At 70.9% G+C, this 24,886-nt stretch carries 22 protein-coding genes; 5 read left to right on the plus strand and 17 right to left on the minus strand.

Annotation, left to right across the window (positions count from 1 at the left end; all coding sequences use genetic code 11):
* Positions 1-373 precede the first annotated feature (373 nt).
* From tyrS to ABC337_RS01515, 4 genes are all read right to left on the minus strand, one after another.
* Positions 374-1,684, minus strand: coding sequence for a tyrosine--tRNA ligase (gene tyrS / locus ABC337_RS01500; RefSeq protein ID WP_412882644.1), 1,311 nt, complete (start codon positions 1,682-1,684; stop codon positions 374-376).
* 31 nt (positions 1,685-1,715) lie between these two features.
* Positions 1,716-3,944 (minus strand): HelD family protein, encoded by a 2,229-nt coding sequence (locus tag ABC337_RS01505; protein WP_412882643.1) that lies wholly within the window; start codon positions 3,942-3,944, stop codon positions 1,716-1,718.
* A 159-nt stretch (positions 3,945-4,103) separates the two neighbouring features.
* The gene (locus ABC337_RS01510) at positions 4,104-4,610 is read right to left on the minus strand and encodes an adenine phosphoribosyltransferase (protein WP_290258570.1); all 507 of its coding nucleotides are present in this window, start codon (positions 4,608-4,610) and stop codon (positions 4,104-4,106) included.
* 93 nt (positions 4,611-4,703) lie between these two features.
* Positions 4,704-5,363, minus strand: a complete 660-nt coding sequence (locus ABC337_RS01515; protein ID WP_412882642.1) for a DNA-3-methyladenine glycosylase — start codon at positions 5,361-5,363, stop codon at positions 4,704-4,706.
* 131 nt (positions 5,364-5,494) lie between these two features.
* On the opposite strand from ABC337_RS01515, the gene ABC337_RS01520 reads away from it, so the two are divergent.
* Positions 5,495-7,045: a DNA-3-methyladenine glycosylase 2 family protein gene (locus tag ABC337_RS01520; RefSeq protein WP_412882641.1), complete on the plus strand. Its 1,551-nt coding sequence runs from the start codon at positions 5,495-5,497 to the stop codon at positions 7,043-7,045.
* A complete protein-coding gene (locus ABC337_RS01525; RefSeq protein ID WP_412882640.1) occupies positions 7,042-7,551 on the plus strand; it encodes a methylated-DNA--[protein]-cysteine S-methyltransferase in 510 nt (169 codons plus the stop codon). The genes ABC337_RS01520 and ABC337_RS01525 overlap by 4 nt, the downstream gene beginning before the upstream one ends.
* 22 nt (positions 7,552-7,573) lie before the next feature.
* Here ABC337_RS01525 and ABC337_RS01530 read toward each other — a convergent pair whose 3' ends face one another.
* The 10 genes from ABC337_RS01530 to argC all read right to left on the minus strand — a co-directional run bounded on the left by ABC337_RS01530 (position 7,574) and on the right by argC (position 17,918).
* The gene (locus ABC337_RS01530) at positions 7,574-8,314 is read right to left on the minus strand and encodes a maleylpyruvate isomerase family mycothiol-dependent enzyme (protein WP_412882639.1); all 741 of its coding nucleotides are present in this window, start codon (positions 8,312-8,314) and stop codon (positions 7,574-7,576) included.
* Positions 8,315-8,390: 76 nt separating this feature from the next.
* Positions 8,391-8,912 (minus strand): pyridoxine/pyridoxamine 5'-phosphate oxidase, encoded by a 522-nt coding sequence (locus ABC337_RS01535; RefSeq protein WP_412882638.1) that lies wholly within the window; start codon positions 8,910-8,912, stop codon positions 8,391-8,393.
* Between the two features lie 173 nt (positions 8,913-9,085).
* Positions 9,086-10,522 (minus strand): argininosuccinate lyase, encoded by a 1,437-nt coding sequence (argH, locus tag ABC337_RS01540; RefSeq protein WP_412882637.1) that lies wholly within the window; start codon positions 10,520-10,522, stop codon positions 9,086-9,088.
* A 5-nt stretch (positions 10,523-10,527) separates the two neighbouring features.
* On the minus strand, positions 10,528-11,733 hold the full coding sequence (locus ABC337_RS01545; RefSeq protein ID WP_412882636.1) for an argininosuccinate synthase: 1,206 nt from the start codon (positions 11,731-11,733) through the stop codon (positions 10,528-10,530).
* Between the two features lie 70 nt (positions 11,734-11,803).
* Positions 11,804-12,334: an arginine repressor gene (locus ABC337_RS01550; RefSeq protein ID WP_412882635.1), complete on the minus strand. Its 531-nt coding sequence runs from the start codon at positions 12,332-12,334 to the stop codon at positions 11,804-11,806.
* Positions 12,334-13,326, minus strand: coding sequence for an ornithine carbamoyltransferase (gene argF / locus ABC337_RS01555; RefSeq protein ID WP_412883249.1), 993 nt, complete (start codon positions 13,324-13,326; stop codon positions 12,334-12,336). The genes ABC337_RS01550 and argF overlap by 1 nt, the downstream gene beginning before the upstream one ends.
* 11 nt (positions 13,327-13,337) lie before the next feature.
* Complete coding sequence (locus tag ABC337_RS01560; protein ID WP_412883248.1) at positions 13,338-14,564, minus strand: acetylornithine transaminase; 1,227 nt, start codon at positions 14,562-14,564, stop codon at positions 13,338-13,340.
* Between the two features lie 170 nt (positions 14,565-14,734).
* Entirely contained in the window at positions 14,735-15,667 is a 933-nt protein-coding gene (gene argB / locus ABC337_RS01565) for an acetylglutamate kinase (protein WP_412882634.1), read from the minus strand.
* Between the two features lie 56 nt (positions 15,668-15,723).
* Complete coding sequence (gene argJ, locus ABC337_RS01570; protein WP_412882633.1) at positions 15,724-16,890, minus strand: bifunctional glutamate N-acetyltransferase/amino-acid acetyltransferase ArgJ; 1,167 nt, start codon at positions 16,888-16,890, stop codon at positions 15,724-15,726.
* Entirely contained in the window at positions 16,887-17,918 is a 1,032-nt protein-coding gene (argC, locus tag ABC337_RS01575) for an N-acetyl-gamma-glutamyl-phosphate reductase (RefSeq protein ID WP_412882632.1), read from the minus strand. Before argC ends, argJ begins: the two co-directional genes overlap by 4 nt.
* Positions 17,919-18,107: 189 nt before the next feature.
* On the opposite strand from argC, the gene ABC337_RS01580 reads away from it, so the two are divergent.
* Positions 18,108-19,073 (plus strand): quinone oxidoreductase family protein, encoded by a 966-nt coding sequence (locus ABC337_RS01580; RefSeq protein ID WP_412882631.1) that lies wholly within the window; start codon positions 18,108-18,110, stop codon positions 19,071-19,073.
* 108 nt (positions 19,074-19,181) lie between these two features.
* On the opposite strand, the gene pheT is transcribed toward ABC337_RS01580, so the two are convergent.
* A complete protein-coding gene (pheT, locus tag ABC337_RS01585; RefSeq protein ID WP_412882630.1) occupies positions 19,182-21,725 on the minus strand; it encodes a phenylalanine--tRNA ligase subunit beta in 2,544 nt (847 codons plus the stop codon).
* Between the two features lie 2 nt (positions 21,726-21,727).
* Positions 21,728-22,789, minus strand: coding sequence for a phenylalanine--tRNA ligase subunit alpha (gene pheS, locus ABC337_RS01590; RefSeq protein ID WP_412882629.1), 1,062 nt, complete (start codon positions 22,787-22,789; stop codon positions 21,728-21,730).
* Positions 22,790-22,875: 86 nt separating this feature from the next.
* Here pheS and ABC337_RS01595 point away from each other — a divergent pair, with 86 nt between their 5' ends.
* A complete protein-coding gene (locus ABC337_RS01595; protein WP_412882628.1) occupies positions 22,876-23,454 on the plus strand; it encodes a hypothetical protein in 579 nt (192 codons plus the stop codon).
* A 7-nt stretch (positions 23,455-23,461) separates the two neighbouring features.
* The gene (locus ABC337_RS01600; protein WP_412882627.1) at positions 23,462-24,100 is read left to right on the plus strand and encodes an SIMPL domain-containing protein; all 639 of its coding nucleotides are present in this window, start codon (positions 23,462-23,464) and stop codon (positions 24,098-24,100) included.
* 37 nt (positions 24,101-24,137) lie between these two features.
* Here ABC337_RS01600 and pcp read toward each other — a convergent pair whose 3' ends face one another.
* Entirely contained in the window at positions 24,138-24,779 is a 642-nt protein-coding gene (gene pcp / locus ABC337_RS01605; protein WP_412882626.1) for a pyroglutamyl-peptidase I, read from the minus strand.
* Positions 24,780-24,886: the final 107 nt, after the last annotated feature.

Here is a 24,886-nt window from a genome sequence, read left to right on the forward strand (position 1 = left end):
CAATCGGTATCAACAAACTTGGCACACTATTGAGTTCTCAAACAACAGAAGCATTCGAATACTTTTTGAAACAAATTCTTTTGTTTCACATTTCTTCGCTGCGATGTTTACAGCTTATTTCATTCATTTCTACTTTGCAAATCCGCATTTTCATCCGGAATTCATCTGTAAAAGTGAATCCGCCCAGCAAAAGAAGAGCAATTTCGATTCCCAGCGTCCAGCGCCGGAAGAATTGCTTCTCAATGTTGGGGGTTGGTCACCGCTCAGCGGCGGCGACTCAGAAAACACTACACGCTCCCCTCCGGACGTGCAAATCCCGCGGGGGACGGACGTCTGGAGAGGAGCGTGCAGGAGGAACCGGCGGCCGAAGCGGCTAGCGCGAAACCTCCACCGTGGCGAGGTTCTTCTTGCCGCGGCGCAGCAGCAGGTAGCGGCCGTGGAGCAGTTCGGCGTCGGACACCACGGCGTCGGGATCGGTGACCTTGACGTTGTTCACGTAGGCGCCACCCTCCCCCACGGTGCGCCGGGCCGCCGACTTGCTGTCGGCCAGTCCGGTGGCGACCATCAGGTCGATGATGCCCAGGCCCGAGGCCGGCACCGTGGCGGACGGAAGTTCCGCCGTCGCCGCGCGCAGGGTGTCGACGTCGAGCCCGGCCAGCTCGCCGCCGCCGAAGACGGCGGCGGAAGCGGCGATGACCTTTTCGGTCGCCTCGACGCCATGTACCAGGGAGGTCACCTCGTAGGCGAGTTTCCGCTGGCCCTCCCGGGCGAAGGGACGCTCGGCGACAGAAGCCTCCAGCGCCTCAATCTCAGCGCGGCTCAGGAACGTGAAGACCTTGAGCCGGGCGGCAACGTCGGCGTCGGCCGTGTTGAGCCAGAACTGGTAGAAGGCGTACGGGCTGCACATCTCCGCATCCAGCCAGATGGCGTTGCCCTCGCTCTTACCGAACTTGGTGCCGTCGGAGTTGGTGATCAGTGGCGTGCCGAGGGCGTGGACGTGCTTGCCCTCCACCTTGCGGATCAATTCCGTGCCGCTGGTGAGGTTGCCCCACTGGTCCGAACCGCCGGTCTGCAGCATGCAGCCGTAGTCGCGGAACAGCTGGAGGTAGTCCATGCCCTGCAGGATCTGGTAGCTGAACTCGGTGTAGCTGATGCCCTCTTCCGAGTTCAGGCGGGTGGCGACGATGTCCTTCTTGATCATCGTGCCGACGCGGAAGTGCTTGCCGATGCCGCGGAGGAAGTCGATGGCGCTCAGGGGTGCGGTCCAGTCGAGGTTGTTCACCATCCGGGCGGCGTTCTCCCCCTCGAAGCTGAGGAAGCGCTGCACCTGCCCCTGCAACCGGCCCACCCATTCGGCCACGGTTTCGGGGGTGTTGAGCACCCGTTCCGCGGTCTGCCGCGGGTCGCCGATCAGGCCGGTGGAGCCGCCCACAAGGCCCAGCGGCTTGTGTCCGGCCAGCTGGAGCCGTCGCATCAGCAGCAGCTGGACCAGGTTCCCCAGGTGCAGGCTCGGCGCGGTGGGATCGAAGCCGCAGTAGTACGTGATCGGGTCGCCGGCGAGGAGCTTCTCAAGCTCCGTCTCGTCGGTCGAGACGTGGACGAGGCCGCGCCAGGTGAGCTCCTGCCAGATGTTGGCGAAGCCCGGGTCGTTCTGCTGGGACTGAAGATCAATTTGCTGGGACACGGAATCAAAGGTAGCAGGGGCGCGCCCCTGCCTACTCCTCGATACCGGCGGGAACCCCGGCGGCGGCGATCAGCCGCAGCCGCTGCGTGGGCCGGGTCATGGCGACGTAGAGGTCCCCCACCCGGCCGTGCTCGTGGTTGAGCATGGCCGAGGGCTCCAGCACCACGACGCCGTCGAACTCCAGGCCCTTGGCCTCGCGGGGGCTGATCACCACGATGTCCTGCTCGTAGCTGCCCGCCCCGGTGCCGATCCGGCGGCCGTAGACGGACCGGAGCGCCGCCGTCGCCTCGCCCAACAGCGCGCCGTCGGCGATGACGGCCAGCAGCCCGCCCTCGAGCGCCTCGATCTCCTCGGGCAGGACCTCCACCAGCCGCTCCACCACGGCACCCGGGGCGACCTGGTCGATCAGCGGGGCCCAACGGCCCTCGCGGACGGCCTTGGGCGCGGACACGACCAGACCGGCGGCGTTGGCCATTCGGGCCGCGGCCTCGGCGATCTGGGCGGGCGTGCGGTAGTTGACCGTGAGCTCCTCGAGCTGCCAGCGCTCCCCGAACATTGGTGCCAGCGCGCTCTGCCAGGACTTGGCCCCTGCGACGGAGCTGGTCTGGGCGATGTCGCCGACGATCGTGAAGGACTTCAGCGGGCAGCGGCGGACCAGCAGCCGCCACTGCATGGGCGAGAGTTCCTGCGCCTCGTCCACCACGATGTGCCCGAAGGCCCAGGTGCGGTCGGTGGTGGCGCGCTCGGCGGCGGTCTGCCGGGCCTCGCGTTCCTGGTTCTGGTCGGCCAGCTCCTCGGCGGTGAACAGGGCGTCCACGCCGGCCGCCTCCATGTTGACCAGGGTCTGCTTGGCGTTGGCCAGGTCCCGGGCCCGGTCGTGCTCCTGCTGGGCCAGTCCGCGTCCGGCCGCCGGGTCCAGTTCGCCCAGGAGCTCGGCGGCCTCGTCCAGCAGCGGCACGTCGGCCTCGGTCCAGGGCGCGTCCGCGGGGCGGAGCAGCAGGGCCCGCTCCTCGGCGGTGAGGTTCGGGGTGCAGGCCTCGAGGATCGCGGGCTTGGAGAAGAGTTCGCTGACGAGCTTCTCCGGCGTCATCGGCATCCAGCACAGGTTCAGGGCCACGCGCACGTCGCGGGCGGAGCGGACGTCCTCGGCCAGGTAGGAGCGGTCAGCATTGTTGCCGATGCTGCCGGCTTCGACCAGCTCGGTCATCTGCTCGGTCAGCTCGCGCAGCAGGATCTTCACGAACGTCACGCGCGCCTCGTTGTGCGGCTTGCCGGTCGCGCGGGCCTTGTCCCGGGCGCGGCGGACCTGCCGCGGGGTGAGCACGAGCTTGCGGCCGTCCACCTCGAGGGTGCGGTTGGCGGGGACGATCCGCTGCCGGTTGGCGACCGCGTTCGCGATCACCCCGGCCATGTCCAGGCGGCCCTTGAGCGCGGCGACGTCGGAGTTCTCCTCCGCGACGGCGTGGATGCCGGGCATCAGCCGGCCCAGGCTCGCCATCACGACGCCGGTCTCGCCGAGGGAGGGCAGCACGCGTTCGATGTAGTTCATGAACGACGACGACGGGCCGACCAGCAGCACGCCGGCGGTCTTCAGCCGGTCCCGGTGCGTGTAGAGCAGGTAGGCGGCGCGGTGCAGGGCGACGGCGGTCTTGCCGGTGCCCGGACCGCCCTGGACCACGAGGGCGCCCGAGATCGAGGAACGGATGATGCGGTCCTGCTCGGACTGGATGGTGCTGACGATGTCGGACATCCGGCCGGTGCGCTTGGAGTTGAGGGCAGCCAGCAGCGCGCCCTCGCCCTGGAGCGAGTCGTCGTCGGCGAGCATGTCGGCGTCGAGGACGTCATCCTCGATCGCCTTGACCTCCCGGCCCTGCAGGATCAGGTGCCGGCGGCGGCGGACGCCCTGCCGGTCGAACGCGGTGGCCTGGTAGAAGTGGCCGGCCTCGGGGGCACGCCAGTCGACCATCAGCCGCTGCAGGTCCTCGGTGGTGAGGCCGATGCGGCCGATGTACTGCTCCTCGCCGGAGTCGAGGTCGAGGCGGCCGAAGACCAGCCGGTCGTCGACGGCGTCGAGCTGGGCCAGGCGGTCCTCGTACAGGGCGGCGAACGCGTCGCGCTCGGAGACGTTCTGCATGGTGCCGACGGCGCCAGCGCGCCGGACCTGGGCCAGCTGGGCCCGCTTTTCGGCCCGCAGTTCATCCAACCGGGCGTACAGGCCGGCCACGTAGTCGCGCTCGTGGGCCAAATCAGCGTCGTGCATGGAACGTTCCCCTATCGAAAAAGACAGACCAACCATTCTACGGCAATTTCGGCAATCTCTCCCGAAATATGTCGGTTTTCTTCCGGCCGGACTTTGCAGGCATTCTACCGACGCGGCCCCGCCCGTCCAGTGACCCGGACGGTGGCCCCGGCGGCGTGGCTAGAGCCGCAGCAGGGAGTGGATCTGCTGCTGTCCCAGCGCGGCCCGGCCGGCCAGGTCCTCGAGCTCCATCACGACGCCGACGCCGGCGACGGTGATGCCGCAGCGTTCGAACAGCCGCGCCGCGGCGCCAAGGGTGCCGCCGGTGGCCAGCACGTCATCGAGGATGAGGACGCGGCTGCCCGGGGCAAGGTCGGTGGTGTGCAGTTCGAGGGTGGCGGTGCCGTATTCCAGCGCGTAGTCCTCCGACACCACGGCGCGGGGCAGTTTGCCGGCCTTGCGGACGGTGATGACGCCGGTGTCGGTGGCGTACGCGGCGGCGGCGGCCAGCAGGAATCCACGGGCTTCGACGCCGGCGACGGCGTCGAAGGTGCCAAGGAAGGGCCGGACCAGGGCGTCGACGACGGCCTTGAACGCGGCGGGGTCGGCAAAGACGGGGGTCAGATCCTTGAAGGTGATGCCGGGCTTGGGATAGTCCGGCACGGTGGCGCAGAGGCTGTCGATCAGGTGCTCGACGGCGGGGCCGGTCTCGGTGGTGCCGGTTGCGCTGGCGCCGGTGGACGTACTGGTGGGCTGCTCGGTGGAATTCACCGAATAATTCTACCGGCCGGTAGCCGTGCCGCGGGGCCGGGGTTTCGCGGCCTTGTAGCGGGAGACGGTCGGGTCCCCGCTGAGCCAGAACCGCCACGGATAGTCGGTGGTGCCGCCCGCCCCGGAGACGCCGACGCGCGGCCCGGAGCTGATGCCCGCGGCCGGACCGGCGGGCAGTTCGAGCCGGAAGGGTTCGGCCAGTGCGTCCCGGCCGCTGTCCGCCGTCGTCAGTCCCAACGCAGTGGCGAGCCGGGCTGGCCCGCTGGCCAGGTCCGCGGGGCTCTTCGACGTCGGCCGCCGCGAACGGGCCAGCTCCTCCCCCTCAACCACCTCGCCGGCGCGCAGCAGCAGGGCGGACGCCGTGCCCTCGGGGCCGCAGACGATGTTCGTGCAGTGGTGCATGCCGTAGGTGAAGTAGACATAGAGGTGCCCGGCCGGGCCGAACATCGGGGCGTTGCGCCGGGTCTGTCCCCGGAACGTATGCGACCCTGGGTCCGGGTGCAGTGAGTCCTCCGGGCCGAGGTAGGCCTCCACCTCCGTGATCCGGACGGCCACCGGCCCGGCATGGCTGACGTGGGTCAGGACGGCGCCGAGCACAAGCGGCGCGACGGTCCGGGCGTCCCCGGACAGCAGGGCGCGCACGGCCGCGGGCGTCAGCGAGGAGTCCATGCTCCGACCGTAGCAAACACGTCCCCGGGCCGGGTCTGCCGGGTGGCTCCGGCCGGACGCTGCCGGGGAGCCCTCACGTCCGTGTCCGATTTCCGCTAGCTTGGCCGGCCGGCGGCTGGCAGGATTGAGGAATGGATTTTTGGCAGCGCTACCGGGCGATCGACGCGCGGGACACCCGGTTCGACGGGCAGTTCTACACGGCGGTCCGCACCACGGGCATCTACTGCCGGCCCTCCTGCCCCGCCCGGACGCCCAAGGCTGGCAACGTCACCTTCTACGAGACGTCCGCGGCCGCCCACGAGGCGGGCTACCGCGCCTGCAAGCGCTGCCTGCCCGAAGCGGTCCCCGGCACCCCGGCCTGGAACGTGCGCACCGACGTCGCCGCCCGCGCGATGCGGCTGATCAACGACGGCGTGATCGACCGCGACGGCGTCGAGGGCCTCGCCGCCCGGCTGGGCTACTCGGCCCGGCAGCTGAACCGGATCCTCAGCCACGAACTCGGCGCCGGCCCACTGGCCCTGGCCCGGGCCAGCCGCGCGCAGACGGCCAGGACGCTGCTGGTCTCGACGCCGATGAAGGCCACCGATGTCGCGTTCGCCGCCGGCTTCAGCAGCGTCCGGCAGTTCAACGACACCATCGCGGAGGTGTTCGCCATGACGCCGTCGGCGCTGCGCGCCACCGCCCGCCACCACGGTCCGGCCCGCCCGGCACCGGGCTCGACGGCCCTGACCCTGAGCCTGCCGTACCGCGCGCCGTTCGACCCCGGGGTCTTCGGTTTCCTGGCCGTCCGCGCCCTGCCGGGGATCGAGGAGGGCACGGACCGCGCCTACGCCCGCACCCTGCGGCTGGCCCACGGGGATGCCCGGTTCCGGGTGGAGTACGCCGCGGACGAGCCCGGCCTGCCGCTGCGGCTCACGATCGGGGCGGTGGACCTGCGGGACCTGCCGGCCCTGCTCAGCCGGGTCCGCCGGCTGCTGGATCTCGACGCGGACCCGTCGGCGATCGACGCCGCACTGGGGGCGGACCTCCGGCTGCGGGGCTCGGTGGCCGAGGCGCCAGGGATGCGGATGCCGGGTGCGATCGATCCGCAGGAACTGCTGGTCCGCGCCATGATCGGCCAGCAGATCACCGTCGCGGCGGCCCGCACCGCCCTGGCCCAGCTGTCCGCCTGCGGGCAGGACAGCACCGTCCCCGGGGACGGGCTGGACCGGATGTTCCCCACCGCGGCGGAGATCGCCGAGGGCGGCCGGGAACTGCTGCGCGGACCACAACGGCGGATCGACTCGATCCTCGGGGCCGCGGCGGCCATGGCGGACGGCAGCCTGGACTTCGGCTACGGCGACAACCCGGAGAGCCTACGCTCGAAGCTCCTGCCGCTCGCCGGCGTCGGCCCCTGGACGGTGGGGTACGTGTCCATGCGCGTACTCGGCGCCCCGGACGTGTTCCTGGCCAACGACGCCGCCGTCCGCAACGGCGTCCGATCGCTCGCCGCGGCCGCCGGCTCCGGGGCAGCGCCCTCGCCCGCCCCCGGCCCCGGATCCGGCTCCGTCCCGGACTCCCCCACACTGTCCCCCGATTTCAGCGAGGTCAGCCCGTGGCGTTCCTACGCCACCATGCACCTCTGGCGCGCCGCGGCCGCAGCCCGGCCCGCCACCAAGCCACGAAAGAAAGCAACGACATGACGGCCCAGCTCCTGACCCTGTCCACCCCGGACGGTCCCTTCACCATCATCGCCCGCGACGGCGCCGTCCTGGCCTCGGGCTGGACGGCGGAACCGGGCGCCCTCACCGGCCAGATCCACCCGACCCTGCGGCCCACCGCATACCAGGATGTGTCCGGCCTCGGCGCGATCTCGGCGGCGGTCGAGGAGTTCTACGCCGGCAGCCCGCAGACGGCCATGGCGGTGCCGGTGCTGCAGAAATCGGGCCCGTTCCGTGCCCACGCCTGGGACATGCTCCGGACCGTCGCCGCCGGCCACCCGGTGACCTACACCGAGTACGCGGAACTCGCCGGCAACGCCAAGGCGGTCCGGGCCGCGGCCAGCGCCTGCGCGTTCAACGCCGCCGCGCTCTTCGTCCCCTGCCACCGGGTCATCCGCACCGACGGGACCCTGGGCGGCTTCCGCTGGGGCCTGCCCGTCAAGGAAAGCCTGCTGGCCCGCGAGGCCGGGCAGGCGCCTCGGGGTTAGGTGCCCCCCCGGGCCTTGATTGCTACTTGGTAACGGGGACTCCCGCCGGCCAGGGCAGCAGGGCCGGAAGGTCGACGCCGTCGGCCGCGGCGGTGGCACGCAGACTGCCCAGGGTGGGGGTGCGCCCGGCCAGCCAGGCCGCGATGTCGGTCAGCATTCCGTTGATGGCGGTGGAACGGCCGCCCGGCGCGCCGATGGCCACCGAGGGCAGGCCGAGCGGCTGCAGCACGAACCGCTGCCCCCCGGGCACCCGTGCGGCCAGGAAGTCGAAGAGGTGCTCGCAGAACGGCCGGCTCCAGGTCTCCGGGCCGCGGCCCGTCCCAAGGTCCGTGGCGTGGATGGTCAGCTCGCGCCAAAGCGCCAGGCCGCCGTCGAGGACGACGCCGTCCCGGAACGTGATGGGCGCCCGCCAGCCCGCCTCGTCGAGCGGCCCGAAGGCGGCCAGCGCCCGGTCAATGGCCGCGCCCACGGCGGCGCGGTGCTGGTCCGCGCCGTGGCCGGCGGCGAGTTCGATGGCGCGGTTGCGGCCTTCGAAGCCGCCGTCGTAGAGCTCGACGCGTTCCCCGCGGGTGGCGTACTCCACCTGGCGGGCCATGGCGTTGGCGATCCCGGTGATGTGGGCCAGGACGTGGCCCCGGGTCCAGCCGGGCAGTTCCGACGGCGCGGCCACCGCGGCGTCGTCCAGGCCGGTGGCGATTCCGGTCACGACGTCGGCGGCGCGGCGGAGTTCTGCCAGGAGGTTTTCGGGGGTGATGGAAGTCATGGCGCCCATCCTAACGGAGCACTTTGATTAATCCGGATTAACCGGGGCACTGCGCCGAAAACGTGATGCGCGGCGGTTAGAACGGGCCGTAACGGTGCCGGATGTGCCGCCGGTCGTGGCGGGCCTGCCAGAATTCGAGCTCCCTGGGCCGCAGCGCGTAGAGCTGCCACGCGGGGTTGGTGCTACCGTCGGCGCCGGGCCGGGCGTCCCAGTCCGCGGAGGAGGCCTCGGCGGAGAGTTCCAGGACCTCGCCGGCGACGCGGACCTGGCGTCCCAGCGGCTGCCAGAAGAAATTGAGCGCCGCGTTGGGGTTGGCCGCCAGTTCCCGGCCCTTGCGGGACTCGCAGGAGGTGGCGAAGTGCCAGCCGGCGTCGTCGATGTCCTTGAGGATCAACATCCTGGCCGAGGGGCGTCCCTGCGCGTCGGCGGTGGCCAGGCTGCAGGCATTGGGCTGCGGCACCCCGGCGGCCAGGGCCTCGTCGAACCACTGCCGGAACAGCTGGTCCGGGTCCTCCGGGGCCCGCTCCGGATCGAAATCGGGAAGCTCGGCCGGGAAGTCTGGCAGGGCGCGCAGCATGCGCCGGAAGGATTCGCTCATTCCGCCATGCTAGAGCGGGAAACTCCGGCGTCCAACGCAGAACGCTCCCTCACCTTTGGCAGGAATTCCGCCGACGCTCCCCCAACGAGTACGGGAGCGTCGGCGGGAAAGCCACCAGAGGTGAGGGAGCGTCGGTGGAAACACGACCGGAAGTGAGGGCGCGTCCGGACGGGCTAGCCGGCGTAGGCGCGCACGCCTTCCAGCTCGGCCTCGAGCGCCCGCAACTGGCGTTCGACGGCGGCCGGGGCGGTGCCGCCCTGGGAGTTGCGGCTGTTCAGCGACCCCTCCGTTGACAGGACCGTGCGGACCTCCGGCGTGAGGTGCTCCGAGATGGCCGCGTATTCCTCGTCGGTCAGGTCCCAGAGTTCGACGCCGCGGCTTTCGGCCTGCTTGACGGCGGCACCGGAGAGCTCGTGCGCTTCGCGGAACGGCACGCCCTGGCGGACCAGCCATTCGGCGATGTCCGTGGCCAGGGCGAAGCCCTGGGGTGCCAGGGACTCCATCCGCTCAGTGTTGAACGTCAGCGTCGCGATCATGCCGGAGACGGCCGGGAGCAGCAGCTCCAGGGTGTCGGCGGCGTCGAAGACCGGTTCCTTGTCCTCCTGCAGGTCCCGGTTGTACGCCAGCGGCAGGCCCTTCAGGGTGGCCAGCAGCCCGGTCAGGTCACCGATCAGGCGGCCGGCCTTGCCGCGGGCCAGCTCGGCCACGTCCGGGTTCTTCTTCTGCGGCATGATCGAGGAACCGGTGGAGTAGGAATCATCCAGGGTCACGAAGGAGAACTCCTTGGTGGCCCAGAGGATCACTTCCTCCGAGACCCGGGACAGGTCCACGCCGATCATGGCGGAAACCCAGGCGAACTCGGCGAAGACGTCGCGCGCTGCGGTGCCGTCGATCGAGTTGTGCGCTGCGGAGAAGAAGCCCAGGTCCGCGGCGACGGCCTCCGGATCAAGTCCCAGCGAGGACCCGGCCAAGGCGCCGGAGCCGTAGGGCGAAATGCCGGCGCGCTTGTCCCAGTCGGCCAGCCGCTGCACGTCGCGCAGCAGCGCCCAGGCGTGGGCCAGCAGGTGATGGCTGAGCAGCACCGGCTGGGCGTGCTGGAGGTGCGTCCGTCCCGGCATCGCCACACCGTGGTGGGCCTTCGCCTGGTCCACCAGCGCGTCGATCGTGGCGAGCACGCCGCGGGCGATGATCCGGGCGTGGTCACGCAGGAACATCCGGCCCAGGGTGGCCACCTGGTCGTTGCGGGACCGGCCGGCGCGGAGCTTGCCGCCCAGCTGGGGCCCGGCCCGCTCGATCAGGCCGCGTTCGAGCGAACCGTGCACGTCCTCGTCGGATTCGGCCGGGGTGTACGCGCCGGAGGCGACGTCCGTGTCCAGCCGGTCCAGGGCGTCCAGCATGCCGGCCAGCTCGCCGTCGTCCAGCAGCCCGGCCTTGTGCAACACGCGGGCGTGCGCCTTGGACCCGGCGATGTCGTAGCGGGCCAGCCGCCAGTCGAAGTGCGTGGACTTGCTCAGCGCGGCGAGGGCGTCCGCGGGGCCGCCGGCGAACCGGCCGCCCCACAGCGCGCCCTGATTGGTCGCGCCAGCCTTGGTGGTTGCAGACTCAGCCACGCGGGCTACTTTCCGGCGACGCGGATGTCGCGGCCGGAGGCGACCTTGGCGGACATGCCCCACAGCTCGATGAAGCCGCGCGCCATGGACTGGTCGAAGGTGTCGCCGGTGTCGTAGGTGGCGAGGTCGAAGTCGTACAGCGAGGTGTCCGAGCGGCGGCCGGTGACGACGGCCTGGCCGCCGTGGAGGGTCATGCGGATGTCGCCGGAGACGTACTTCTGGGTGTCTTCGATGAAGGCGTCCAGGGAGCGCTTGAGCGGGGAGAACCACTGGCCGTCGTAGACCAGCTCGGACCAGCGCTGGCCGACCGTGGCCTTGAAGCGGGCCTGCTCGCGTTCGATCGTGACGTCCTCGAGGTGCTTGTGCGCGGTGATCAGCGCCATGGCGCCGGGGGCCTCGTAGATCTCGCGGGACTTGATGCCGACGAGACGGTCCTCGACGACGTCGATGCGGCCCACGCCCTGGGCGCCGGCGCGGCGGTTCAGTTCCTTGATGGCCTGCAGCGGGGTGACCTTGACGCCGTCGATCGCGACCGGGACGCCGGCTTCGAAGGAGATGATGACCTCGTCCGGGGCCGGGGGGAATTCCGGGGTGGCGGTGTAGTCGTAGATGTCCTTGGTGGGACCGTTCCAGATGTCCTCGAGGTAGCCGGTCTCGACGGCGCGGCCCCAGACGTTCTGGTCGATCGAGTACGGGTTCTTCTTGGTGGTCTCGATCGGCAGGCCCTTTTCCTCGGCGAAGGCGATGGCCTTGTCGCGGGTGAGCGCCAGGTCGCGGACCGGGGCGATGCACTTCAGGTCGGGGCCGAGGGTCTGGATGCCGACCTCGAAGCGGACCTGGTCGTTGCCCTTGCCGGTGCAGCCGTGGGCCACCGTGGTGGCACCGAATTCGCGGGCGGCCTTGACCAGGTGCTTGACGATCACCGGGCGGGAGATCGCGGAGACCAGCGGGTAGTGGCCCTGGTACAGGGCGTTCGCCTTGAGGGTGGGCATGCAGTATTCGTTGGCGAACTCGTCGGAGGCGTCGGCAACGTAGGCTTCGACGGCGCCGCAGCCGAGGGCGCGCTGGCGGATGGTCTCCAGCGACTCGCCGCCCTGTCCGACGTCGACCGCCACGGCGATGACCTCGGCGCCGGTCGCTTCGCCGATCCAGCCGATGGCCACGGAAGTATCGAGGCCACCGGAGTAGGCCAGCACAATACGCTCAGTCACTTCAAATGCTCCTTATGTTGGGGGAATTCTGTTGGGTCGTTGGTACAAGTGTGCGCCACGGACGGCCGGGCTATTGGCCGGTTTCGTCGGCCATGGCGAGGAAGCGGGCGGCGACGTCGGCCCCGCCGGCCGGGTCGCGGGTGACCAGCAGGACGGTGTCGTCCCCGGCGATGGTGCCCAGGATGGACGGCATCACCGAGTGGTCGATCGCCAGGGCGAGGAAGTTCGCCGCGCCCGGCGGGGTCCGGAGCACGACGAGGTTTCCGGAGGCCTCGGCGGTGACCAGCAGTTCGCCGCAGAGCCGGGCGAGGCGCGCGTCCAGGATTTCCTGGGTGACGCCGCTCTTGGCGCCACGTTCGCCGCCCTCGCCGGGGACGGCATAGACCAGGACACCTTCCTTGCCGCGGACCCGGACGGCGCCGAGTTCCACCAAGTCCCGGGACAGGGTGGCCTGGGTGACCTGCACGCCATCGTCCGCCAGCAGGGCCGCCAGCTCGGCCTGGGAGCGGACGGATTCGCCGGTCAGGATCGCGGCGATCCGGGCCTGGCGGGCCGTTTTGGTGGCCGGGCTGGCCCCCTGCGCGGCGGGCTGGGCGGACATCAGTCCGCCCCGTCGACCGGTGCCAGGCCCTCGACGACGGCCAGGCCGGAGCGGTGCATCAGCCAGGCCATCAGGGCCTTCTGGGCGTGCAGCCGGTTTTCGGCCTCGTCCCAGACCACGGACTGCGGGCCGTCGATCACGCCGGCGGAGATCTCGTAGCCGCGGTAGGCGGGCAGGCAGTGCAGCACGACGGCGTCCGGCGCGGCGAGGGTCATCGCGTCCTCGTCAACGGAGTAATCCCGGAACAGCTGCATCCGGGCTTCCTTCTCGTCCTCCTGGCCCATGGAAACCCAGGTGTCCGTGGCGACGACGTCGGCGCCGCGCAGGGCCTCGGCGGCGTCGGCCGTGATGAGCACCGAGCCGCCGGTCTCGGCGGCGCGTTCCTCGGCGGCGGCGACGATCCCGGCGGCCGGCAGGTAGCCCTCAGGGCCGCTGATCCGCACGTGCATGCCGGCCGTGACCCCGGCCAGCAGGTAGGAGTTGGCCATGTTGTTGGCCGCGTCGCCGAGGTAGCTCATGGTCAGGCCGGCGAGCGAGCCCTTGTGCTCCTTGATGGTCAGCAGGTCGGCCAGGAGCTGGCACGGGTGGTAGTCATCGCACAGGGCGTTGATGACGGGGACGGCGGAGTTCGCGGCCATGGCGACCAGTCCGTCGTGCGCGCCGGTGCGCCACACGATCGTGGAGACCATGCGTTCGAGGACCTTCGCCGTGTCCTCGACGGATTCCTTGTGGCCGATCTGGGCCTCGCCGGGGTTGATGATCAGCGCGTTGCCGCCCATGTCCGCGACGCCGGTGGCGAAGGAAACCCGGGTGCGGGTGGAGGTCTTGTCGAAGATGACGGCGACGGTCTTCCGGCCGCTGGCCTCGGCGGCGTAGGGCTGCACGCTGTACGGCGCGGCCTTCATCCGGACGGCCAGGTCCAGCACCTCGGCCTGTTCGGCCGGGGTCAGGTCCGTGTCCTTGAGGAAGTGGCGGGTCTTCGGCTGTGACATGGCAGTCTCGGTCACTGGGCGTCCTTTGCGGTCTGGAGGAGGGCCGGCAGTGCGGCCAGGAAGCTGTCCGCCTGCGCCTCGGTGAGGATCAGCGGCGGGGCCAGGCGGATGGTGTGCGGGCCGGGGCTGTTGATGATGAACCCGGCGTCCAGGGCGGCGGCGACGACGGCGGGGGCGACGTCGGCGTCGAGGTCGAAGCCGATCAGCAGGCCTTCGCCGCGGACCTCGGTGACGCCGTCGATCCCGGCGAGGCCGGCGCGCAGGTGCTCCCCCACGTCTTTGACGTGCCCGAGCACCTGCTGGTTTTCGAGGACGTGCAGGGTGGCCAGGGCGGCAGCGGTGGCCACCGGGTTCCCGCCAAAGGTGGTGCCGTGCTGGCCGGCTGTGAGCAGCGCGGAGACCTCCGGGCCGTAGGTGATGAGGGCCCCGATCGGGAAGCCGCCGCCGAGTCCCTTGGCGAGGGTCACGGCGTCGGGCACAATCCCGGCGTCTTCGCTGGCGAGCCACTTTCCGGTCCGGCCGATGCCGGTCTGGACCTCGTCCAGGATCAGCAGGGCGCCGGCGGCGGCGGTGGCCTCGCGGGCGGCCTTGAGGTAGCCGGCCGGCAGGGGCCGGACGCCGGCCTCACCCTGGATGGGTTCGAGGATGACGGCGGCCGTGGTCTCGTCGATCTCGGCCAGCAGGGCGTCGATGTCGCCGAACGGGACGTGGACGACGCCGCCGGGCAGGGGCGCGAAGGGGGCCCGGTAGGCCTCCTTGTAGGTCAGCGCCAGCGCCCCCATGGTCCGGCCGTGGAAGGCACCCTCCAGCGCGATGATCTTGGTGCGCGGGGCCTCCCCGCTGTCCGGACCGGCGCCCGTGTTGCGGCGGGCGAGCTTGAACGCTGCCTCGACGGCCTCGGTGCCGGAGTTCGCGAAGAACACCTTGGACCCGGCGGGGGCCTTGGCGATCTCCAGCAGCTTCTCGGCCAGGGCCACCTGCGTGGGGCTGGTGAAGAAGTTGGAGACGTGGCCCAGGGTGGAGAGCTGGCTGGAAATCACCGAGGTGACGAAGGGGTGGGCGTGGCCGAGGGCGTTGACGGCGATGCCGCCGAGCAGGTCCAGGTATTCCTTGCCGTCGGCGTCCCAGACCAGGCAGCCCGCGCCGCGTACCAGCACCCGCTGCGGTGCCCCGAAGACGCCCAGCAGCGAGGAGGAGTAGCGGGAGAGCCACTGCGCACCGCTACCCTCTCCGGTCATGACGGCCGCTGAGGGCGCCGGAGCCGAGCCGGCGATGGGGCCCCGGGTGTGGTCGGGCACCGCGATGGGGCCACGGTCTCCGGGGTCCCCGTCCGAGCTTGCGAGGACGGGGTGAGACTGGGGACGGGCGGGGGCCCCATCGCCGGTCGGCGCCGCGTTCAGGGGTTCGTTCATGCGTTCACTTCCTCATCGGGGACGACCTGGGTGCCGATGCCGGCGGTCGTAAAGGTTTCCAGGAGCATCGAGTGGGCCAGCCGGCCGTCGACGATGTGGGCACGTTCGACGCCGTCGTCGACCGCCTTCAGGCAGGCCGCCATCTTCGGGATCATGCCTGACTCCAGGCGCGGCAGCATCCCGCGCAGCTCGGAGGCGGTCAGTGAGGAGATCAGCGAGGACTTGTCCGGCCAGTTCGCGTAGAGGCCCTCGACGTCGGTCAGGATGACCAGCTTGGAGGCGCCCAGGGCGGAGGCGACGGCGGCGGCCGCGGTGTCCGCGTTGACGTTCAGGACCTGCCCGGTGGTAGACCCGTCCTCTTCGATTTCGGGGGCGACGGTGGAGATCACGGGAATCCGGCCCGCGGCGATGATGTCCAGGATGCCTTCGGGGTTCACGCCGACGACCTCGCCGACCAGGCCCAGGTCCACGTCCTCGCCGTCGACCACGGTGCCGGTCCGGACAGCCTGCAGCAGGCCGCCGTCCTCGCCGGACATGCCGACGGCGTAGGGGCCGTGGGAGTTGATCAGGCCCACGAGTTCGCGGCCCACCTGGCCGGTGAGGACCATCCGGACCACGTCCATCGCCTCCGGCGTGGTGACGCGCAGCCCGCCCTTGAACTCGGATTCGATCCCGAGCCGGCCGAGCATGGCGTTGATCTGCGGGCCGCCGCCGTGCACCACCACGGGGTGGATGCCGACGTGGTGCAGGAAGACCACGTCCTCGGCGAAGGCGCGGCGCAGCTCGTCGTTGACCATGGCGTTGCCGCCGTATTTGATCACCATGGTGGTGCCGGCGAAGCGCTGGATCCAGGGCAGCGCCTCGATCAGCGTGCCTGCCTTGTCCTGCGCGTCCGCCATGGAGGTGGTCTCGCGGGCTTCGGTGCTCATGGTCGGTGGTCCCTTCCGGGTGGTGGGGGGTTCGTCGGGTGGTGTCCGGCGGCCGGTCAGCTGGAGTAGGCGCTGTTCTCGTGGACGTAGTCGTGGGTGAGGTCGTTGGTCCAGATGGTGGCCTCGGCCTCGCCGGCCTGCAGGTCGATCTCGACCAGGACCTCGCGCGGTTCCAGGTCCACCAGGGAGCGGTCCTCGCCGATGCTGCCGTTGCGGCAGATCTGCACGCCGTTCATCGCGACGTTGAGCTGGTCCGGTTCGAAGGCGGCGTCCGTGGTGCCGACGGCGGAAAGCACGCGGCCCCAGTTGGGGTCCTTGCCGAAGATCGCGGTCTTGAAGAGGTTGGAGCGGGCGACCGCGCGGCTGACCACCTCGGCGTCGCGTTCGTTAGCGGCGTTGAAAGTGCGGATGGAGATGTCGTGGCTGGAGCCCTCGGCGTCGCCGATCAGCTGCCGGGCGAGGTCCGCGCACACCTGGGTCAGGCCCGCGCCGAACGCCGCGGCGGAGGGGACCGAGCCGGAGGCGCCGGAGGCCAGGAGCACCACGGTGTCGTTGGTGGACATGCAGCCGTCCGAGTCGGTCCGGTCGAAGGTGACGCGGGTGGCGTCGCGCAGCACGACGTCGAGCATCTCGGGCTGGACCTCGGCGTCGGTCGTGAGGACCACGAGCATGGTGGCCAGGCCCGGGGCCAGCATGCCGGCGCCCTTGGCCATGCCGCCGATGGTGAACTCGCGGCCCTCGGCGTCGGTGCCGGTGAAGAGTGCCTGCTTGGAGACCGAGTCGGTGGTCATGATGGCGGTGGCGGCGGCCGGGCCGCCGTCGGCGCTCAGTTCCGCGGCGGCGGTACCGATCGCGGGGAGCAGCTTGTCCATCGGCAGCTGTTCACCGATCAGGCCGGTGGAGCAGACGAAAATGTCCGTCGCCGAGGCGCCGAGGGCCTCGGCGGTCTTTTCGGCGGTGGTGTGTGTGTTCTGGAAGCCCTGCGGGCCGGTGCAGGCGTTGGCGCCGCCGGAGTTGAGGATGACGGCGTCGACGCGGCCGTCCTTGATGACCTCGCGGGACCAGTGCACGGGGGCGGCGGCGACACGGTTGGAGGTGAAGACCGCGGCGGCGGCCTTGGCCGGGCCGTCGTTGACCACCAGGGCCAGGTCCGGGTTGCCGGAGGCCTTGAGGCCGGCCTTGACGCCGGCGGCGCGGAAACCCTTCGGTGCGGTGATGCTCACGGTGCGACTCCCTGCAGGTTGAGGCCGGCGGTCTCCGCCAGGCCAAGGGCGATGTTCATGGACTGGACGGCGCCGCCGGCGGTGCCCTTAGTGAGGTTGTCGATGGCGCAGGTGACGATCACGCGGCCGATCCGCTCGTCGAAGGCCAGCTGCATGGCGGCGTGGTTGGAGCCCTGGACGGACTTGGTGGTGGGCCACTGGCCCTCGGGCAGCAGGTGGACGAAGGGCTCCTCGTCGTAGGCCGCGGCCCAGGCCCGGCGCAGCTCCTCGGCGGTGACGCCCGGCCGCACCTTGGCGGTGGCGGTGGTGAGGATGCCCCGGCTCATCGGCGCGAGGGTGGGCGTGAAGGACACCGTTACGGGGGCGTTCAGCGCGTTGGAGAGGCCCTGCTCGATCTCCGGGGTGTGGCGGTGGCCGCCGCCCACGCCGTAGGGGCTCATGGAGCCCATGACCTCGGAGCCGATCAGGTTCACCTTGGCGGCCTTGCCGGCCCCGGAGGTTCCGGAGGCGGCGACGATGACGACGTCGTCGGCCTCCAGCAGGTGGTTGCTGAAGCCGGGCGTCAACGCCAGCAACGCCGACGTCGGGTAGCAGCCGGGCACGGCGATGCGGGTCGCGCCGCGCAGGGCCTCCCGCTGGCCCGGCAGCTCGGGCAGGCCGTAGGGCCAGGTGCCGGCGTGCGGGGATCCGTAGAACTTTTCCCACGCCGCCGCGTCCTGAAGCCGGTGGTCCGCGCCGGCGTCGATCACGACCGTGCCCGCGGGCAGCTGCGCGGCGATCGCGGCGGAGGCGCCGTGCGGCAGGGCGAGGAAGACGACGTCGTGCCCGGCAAGGTTCTCCACCGTGGTGTCTTCGAGGATCCGGTCTGCCAAACCATGGAGATGCGGCTGGAGTTCGCCTAGTCTGGAACCGGCGTTGCTGTGCGCCGTGATAGCCCCGATGGTGACGTCCGGGTGGCCGGCAAGCAGCCTGAGCACCTCGCCGCCGGCGTAACCGCTGGCCCCGGAAACGGCAACAGAAATAGTCATAGCCCCAGCATACAGCAAGACTATGCATCGCTGCTGATATTTATGCACGCCGTCGCGAGCCCCTGCCTGGCCGGTCCTGGCCGTCCGCCCCGTCATGGATGCTGGGCGGAGCCCGGGCCGGTCCCTAGGATGGTCACAGCACCCCGGGCACGGACCGCCCTGCCCGGAAGGCCCACACGAAGGAGTCACATGACGCACGCTATTGTCGCCCGGCAGGCCGGCGGCCCGGAAGTCCTTGAGCTCTCCCCCATCGACCGGCCCGTCCCCGGCCCCGGCCAGCTGCTGATCAAGGTCGCCGCGGTCGGGGTGAACTTCATCGACACGTACAAGCGCAGCGGCGTCTACAAGGTGGACTACCCCTTCATTCCCGGCTCCGAGGCATCCGGCACCGTCGAGGAAACCGGCGACGGCGTGACCGGCTTCTCCGCGGGCGACCGCGTGGCCACCGCCGAGGGCGTCGCCTGCTACGCCGGGTACGCGCTGGTGGACGCGGACAAGGCGCTGCCGGTGCCCCACGGCGTCGACGACTTCACCGCCGCTGCCCTGCCGCTCCAGGGCATCACCGCGCACTACCTGATCAACTCGACCTTCGAGGTGGAGTCCGGCCAGACCGTGCTGCTGCACGCCGGCGCCGGCGGCGTGGGCCTGCTGCTGATCCAGCTGCTCAAGGCCAAGGGTGCCCGTGTCATCACCACCGTTTCCACCGACGAGAAGGAGGCGCTGGCCCGCGGGGCCGGCGCAGACTACGTGCTGCGGTACGAGGGTTTCGGGGCCAAGGTGCGGGAACTCACCGACGGCGAGGGCGCGCACGTGGTGTACGACGGCGTCGGCAAGGACACCTTCGACGATTCGCTCGCGGCGCTCCGGGTCCGCGGCACCCTGGTGCTCTTCGGCGCCGCCTCCGGCCCGGTCCCGGCGGTGGATCCGCAGCGGCTGAACTCCGGCGGCTCGCTCTACCTGACCCGGCCTACCATCGTCCATTACCTGCGGGACGCGAAGGAACGCCGCTGGCGCTCCGACGAGCTCTTCGCCGCCGTCGCCGACGGCAGCCTCAAGGTGCGGATCGGCGCGAAGTACGACCTGGCGGACGCGGCGTCCGCGCACACGGACCTGGAACGGCGGCGTACCACCGGCAAGGTCCTGCTGGTCCCTTAACGCCCGCGTTATCCAGCCCCAACGAAAAGCTCCCCGCAACCGGCAGGTTGCGGGGAGCTCTTCGTTGTGCCGGTTCGTACCGACGGACCCTGTTACCGCTGAGCCCTACTAGCGCTGGACGGCGCCGAAGCGTTCGTGCGCGGCGGCCACGGCCAGATCACGGGCGGCCGAGGCCTCGTCCGCGGTCAGGGTGCGGTCGTCGGCGCGGAAGCGCAGGTTGAAGGCCAGGGACTTCTTGCCGTCCTCGATGCCCTTGCCGGCGTAGACGTCGAACAGGGACACCTCCTCCAGCAGATCGCCGGCGCCCTCACGGAGCGCCTCCAGCACATCCTCGGCCGGCACGTCGGCAGCCACCACAAGGGCGACGTCCTGGGTGGCCACCGGGTAGCCGGAGATGGGCCGGGCGACGATCACGTCGGCGGCCGCCTCGAACAGGGCGTCCGCGTTCAGTTCCAGCGCCACCGAACGGGCGGGCATGTCGTGCGCCGCGAGCAGCTTGGGGTGAAGTTCACCGGCGTAGCCGATCACCTCGCCGGTGCGCAGCGCCAGCTGCGCGGCCCTGCCGGGGTGGAACGCCTGGTGGCTGCCCTGGCTGACGACCAGTTCGACGCCGAGGACGTCGCCGGCCAGCCGGGCGATGTCCAGCGCGTCGGCGTAATCCCAGGCCCGCGGGGTGTGGGCCGGGGCGGCCGGGGTGTCGTGGCCGGTCAGCACGGCCGCCAGGTGCAGCGGCTGGTCCGGGACGCCGTCGAACAGTCCGTCGAGGACCTCCTCGGCGGGGCGGGCGCCCAGCGGCGGAATCGAGGCGGTGCCGAGGGTCTCCCCCGGCAGGAAGACCAGGCCGGTCTCGAAGAGGGCCAGGTCGCGGAAGCCGCGGGAGTGGTTCCGCTTCGCCACCTCGATCAGGCCGGGCAGGACCGAGGTGCGCAGGAAGCCCTGCTCCTCACTGATCGGGTTGGCCAGCTTGAGTCCGCTCCTCGGGGTTTCCGCGGACGGGGTGCCGAAGGTGTCGTTGGCGGCCTTGGAGACGAACGGGTAGGCCAGCACCTCGGTGAGCCCGGCGTCGGCGAGGGCCTGGACCAGGCGGCGGCGCTGCTGCTGCACCCGGGTCAGGCCGCGGCCCGGCGGGGCCACCGGCAGCGTGGCGGGGATCTTGTCGTAGCCCACCAACCGCGCGATTTCCTCAGACAGGTCTTCCTTGGTCTCCAGATCCGTCCGCCAGCTCGGGGCCGTCACGGCGTACCCGGCGTCCGTGATCCGGACGTCGGCGCCGAGGTCCCGGAGCGAGGTGAGGATCTGCTCCTCGGTGAAGTCGATGCCGATCCGCTCCGAGGCGAAGGTTGCCGGGAGGTCCACGGTGACGGCGTCGGGTGCGGTACCCACGTCGGTGCCCTCGGCGTCGGCCGTTCCGCCGGCGAGCTCCACCAGCAGGTCGACCACGCGCTGGGCGGCCACCGGGGCGACGTACCAGTCAACGCCGCGCTCGAAGCGCTTGGACGCCTCGGACGGCAGCTTGTGGCGGCGGCGGGACCGGGCAATCGAGACCTCGTCGAAGTGCGCCGACTCGACCAGGATGTTGGTGGTGGCGTCGGAAACCTCGGTCGCCGCGCCGCCCATCACGCCGGCGATGCCGATCGCGCCGGAACCGTCCGTGATCAGCAGGTCCTCGGCGTCGAGCGTGCGCTCCTTGTCGTCGAGGGTGGTGATCTTCTCGCCCTGGGCCGCGCGGCGGACCACGATGCCGCCGGTGAGGGTATCCAGGTCGTAGCAGTGTGTGGGCTGGCCCAGCTCGAGCATCACGTAGTTGGAGATGTCCACCGGCAGCGAGATGGACCGGATGCCGGCGAGCCGCAGCCGGGAGGCCATCCACGGCGGGGTCGGCTTCGTGGCGTCGACGCCGCGGACTGTGCGGGCCACGAACCGGTCGCAGCCGGCGTTTCCGTAGATCGGGGCGTCGTCGTTGAGCCTGACGTCGAAGCCGCCGGAAAGTTCCGCCGGGGCGGTGACCTTCGACGCCGGGTCCGTGAACGGCGTGCCGGTGGCGTGCGCGTATTCACGGGCCACGCCGCGGATCGAGAACGCGTAGCCCCGGTCCGGGGTGACGTTGATTTCCGCGGCCTGGTCGTAGAGGCCGAGCAGCTCCATCGCGTCGGTGCCGATCTCCGGGTCAAGCCCGATGCGGGAGAGCACCAGGATGCCGTCGTGGTCCTCGCCGATGCCGAGTTCCCGCACGGAGGCGATCATGCCGGCGGAGAGGTGGCCGTAGGTCTTGCGCGCGGAGATGCGGAAGTCGCCGGGCAGCACGGCGCCCGGAAGGGTGACCACCACCTTGTCGCCCTCGACGAAGTTGTGCGCACCGCAGATGATGCCCTGCACGCCGGAGGGGTCGATGCCCTCGCCGGTGAGGGTCTGCTCCTGGCCCTCGGGAACCACGCGGACCTGGCACCAGTTGATGGTCTTGCCATTGGACTGCGGTTCCTTGACCAGGGACAGCACCTGGCCGACGACGATGGGACCCTGCAGGGTGTCGGTGGGCCGGTGCACGGCCTCTTCTTCGAAGCCGACCTTCACGAGGTCGGCCATGACGTCCTCGGCGCTCGCACCGGCAGGAACGGCCGCGAATTCACGCAGCCAGGAAAGGGGGATACGCACTGTTAGATCTCCATCCCGAAGTGCTCGCTGAAACGTACATCGCCTTCGATCATGTCGCGCATGTCGCCGACCTCGTTGCGGAACATGAGGGTCCGCTCGATGCCCATGCCGAAGGCAAAACCTGAATAGACGTCCGGGTCGATGCCGGCCGCGCGGAGCACGTTCGGGTTGACCATGCCGCAGCCGCCCCACTCGATCCAGCGGGGGCCGCCCTTGGCGCCGGGGTGCCAGATGTCCAGCTCGGCGGAGGGCTCGGTGAACGGGAAGTAGTTCGGGCGCAACCGGATCTGGGCCTCGTCGCCGAACATCTGCCGGGCGAAGTGCTCCAGGGTGCCGCGCAGGTCCGCCATGGACAGCTTCTTGTCGATGGCGAGGCCCTCGAACTGGTGGAACACCGGGGTGTGGGTGGCGTCCAGCTCGTCGGTGCGGAACACCTTGCCGGGGCAGAGGACGTAGATCGGGACCTCGCGCTCGAGCATGGAGCGGACCTGCACCGGGGAGGTGTGGGTGCGCATGAGCAGGTGCGCCTCGGGCGGCTCGACGAAGAAGGTGTCCTGCATTTCGCGGGCCGGGTGGTCCGGCTTGAAGTTCAGTGCGTCGAAGTTGAACCACTCGGATTCGACCTCGGGGCCCTCAGCGATCTCCCAGCCCATGCCGACGAAGATGTCCGCGACGCGGTCCTGAAGGGTGGAGAGCGGGTGGCGGGCACCGGCACGACGACGGCGCGGGGCGGCCGTGACGTCGACGGTCTCCTCGACCAGGATGCGGGCGTCGTTCTCGGCCTCGAGTTCGACGGTGCGGTCCGCGAGCGCCTTGTTGACCCGCCCGCGGGAGGCCCCCATCAGCTTGCCGGCGGCGGCCTTCTGGTCCTTGGGCAGGCCGCCGATTTCGCGGTTGGCCAGGCTCAGGGCGGACTTCTCGCCCGTGTGCGCGAGGCGGGCGGCCTTGAGCTCTTCGAGGGTGGAGGCCGCGGCGATGGCGGCGACGGCCTGCTCTACGGCGGCGTTGATGGCGGCTTCATCCAGAGGGTTCGGGACGGCGGCGCCCGGCAAGGTGTCAGTCATCTACTGTTCTTCGCTACGAGTCGGGTGGTGTCTGAACCAGTCTAGTTGACGGCGCCGGAGCCCCGGCCGGGGTCTAGCATGGCCCCATGGGGACCGGAGCGAGGCTGCGGCAACTGGCCAACCTGCTCAACGGCAGCACCCTGCTGGGCCTGCTGCTGGCAGCGGCTGCCCGATGCCGGGTGGCGTCCGGGCCGCGCGGCCTGATCCTCGCCGCGGGCTATCGTTGGAGACTGCCCCATGCGGCGGCATTCACGGTGGGCAATGTCGTGCTCTTCAGGGCCGACGCGGACCGGGTCTTCGACGCCGCCTCTGCGCCGCCTCCCTCCCCTTCGTCGTCCTCCCCTTCTTCTAGCTCCTCCCCTGATTGGGCCGTCCCTGACGGGGCGGGCTTACCCTGGCTGCTGGGCCACGAGGAACGGCACAGCACCCAGTACGCGCTGTGCTGCGGAATCCCGTTCCTTCCCCTGTACTTCGCCGCGGCCGGCTGGTCCCTGTGGCGTGCCGGGAACCCCGGCACGGCAAACCCCTTCGAACGGCACGCAGGCCTGGCCGCCGGCGGCTACCCGGAACACGTCGACGCGCGGCCCCGGGTGGTGCGGCGTTTCCCCGGTTTCCGCGACGATCCCATCAGCCGCGGCCTCCCCGGCCGGCACGACGGAAAGTGAGACCACCATGAGCGACTCCCCCAGGACCCTGTCCGTGACGGGCACCGGCACCGCCGAGTCCGCGCCCGACCTGCTGACCCTCACGATCGGCGTCGAGTCCCGCCGCCCGGGCGTGGAGGCTGCCTACCGCGACGCCGGTGCCGCCGCGACCGCCATCACGGATGCACTGCGGGGCCACGGCGTGAAAGATGGGGACATCACGGGCACCGGCCTGTCCCTGCGCGCCGAGGTCACCTGGCAGGAGGGCCAGGGCCAGCGCGTGACGGGCTACCTGGCGACCGGGACGCTCCGGGTCCGGCTACGCGACCTGGCCGGTTCAGCGTCCGTCATCTCCGACGCGGTGAGGGCCGGGACCGACGACGCCCGGCTGCACGGGATCGGCCTCGGCTTCGCTGATCCGGCGGCCCTGGAGTCCGCGGCCCGGCAGGCGGCCTGGGAGGACGCACTGACGCGGGCGGGGCAGTTCGCCGCCCTGGCGGGGGCGCGGCTGGGCAAGGTCCTGTCCGTCACCGAGAATCCGGCCTCTCCACCTGCGCTGCCGCCGGTGCCGCTGCAGCGCACGGCCGCGGCCCAGCCCGTCGCGGTGGAGGCGGGCAGCGTCGCGGTCACCGCCGCCGTCGGCGTCGTCTGGGAGCTCCTCGACTGAGCCGCCGCAGCGCGGTATCCGGCGCGGCTCCCCGGCGTCAGTGGATGGCGCCGGCGGCGAGCTCAAGGTCGGTGGTGGTCGCCAGGGACGTCCGGACGACGACGGCGAGCGCCTCCCCCATCTGCGCCAGCGGCAGGGAGGCCGCGCCGCTTCCGGGCTGCACCTGATCCGGGCCGAAGGGAACGTGGACGAATCCGCCGCGCACCCCGGGCTCGTTGCGGAGGGCGTGCATCAGGCCGAAGAAGACATGGTTGCAGACGTAGGTTCCCGCCGTCTGCGACACCTCGGAGGGAATTCCGCGGCGGCGCAGTTCCTGCAGCGCGGCCTTGACCGGCAAGGTGCCGAAGTAGGCGGCGGGGGCATCGGGCAGGATGGGCTCGTCCACCGGAGCGTTCCCGGCGTTGTCCGGGATCCGCGCGTCGTCACAGTTGATGGCGACGCGCTCCAGGGAGATGCCGGTCCGGCCGCCGGCCTGCCCCGCGCATACCACCAGGTCCGGGCGGTGTTCCCGAAGCGCCGCGTCCAGCGCAGCCAGCGAATCGCCGAAAACGCATGGCAATTCCACGGTGGCCACCTCCAGGCCCTCGGCCCGAAGCACGTCGGCCGCGTGCTGCACCGCCGTCCAGGAGGGGTTGGTCGTTTCGCCGCCGAAGGGTTCGAAGCCAGTGAGGAGGATCATGGGGCCAGCCTAGCAACCGCCGCGGCGGCCACTGAGGGTCGGTACCCGTGGGTACCGCCAGCCGGGGCAGCCTGGCCGATGCTTGCCCGGCGCCGGGCGAGACGGGG

The sequence above is a fragment of the Arthrobacter phoenicis genome (assembly GCF_047238215.1).
GTDB lineage: Bacteria > Actinomycetota > Actinomycetes > Actinomycetales > Micrococcaceae > Arthrobacter.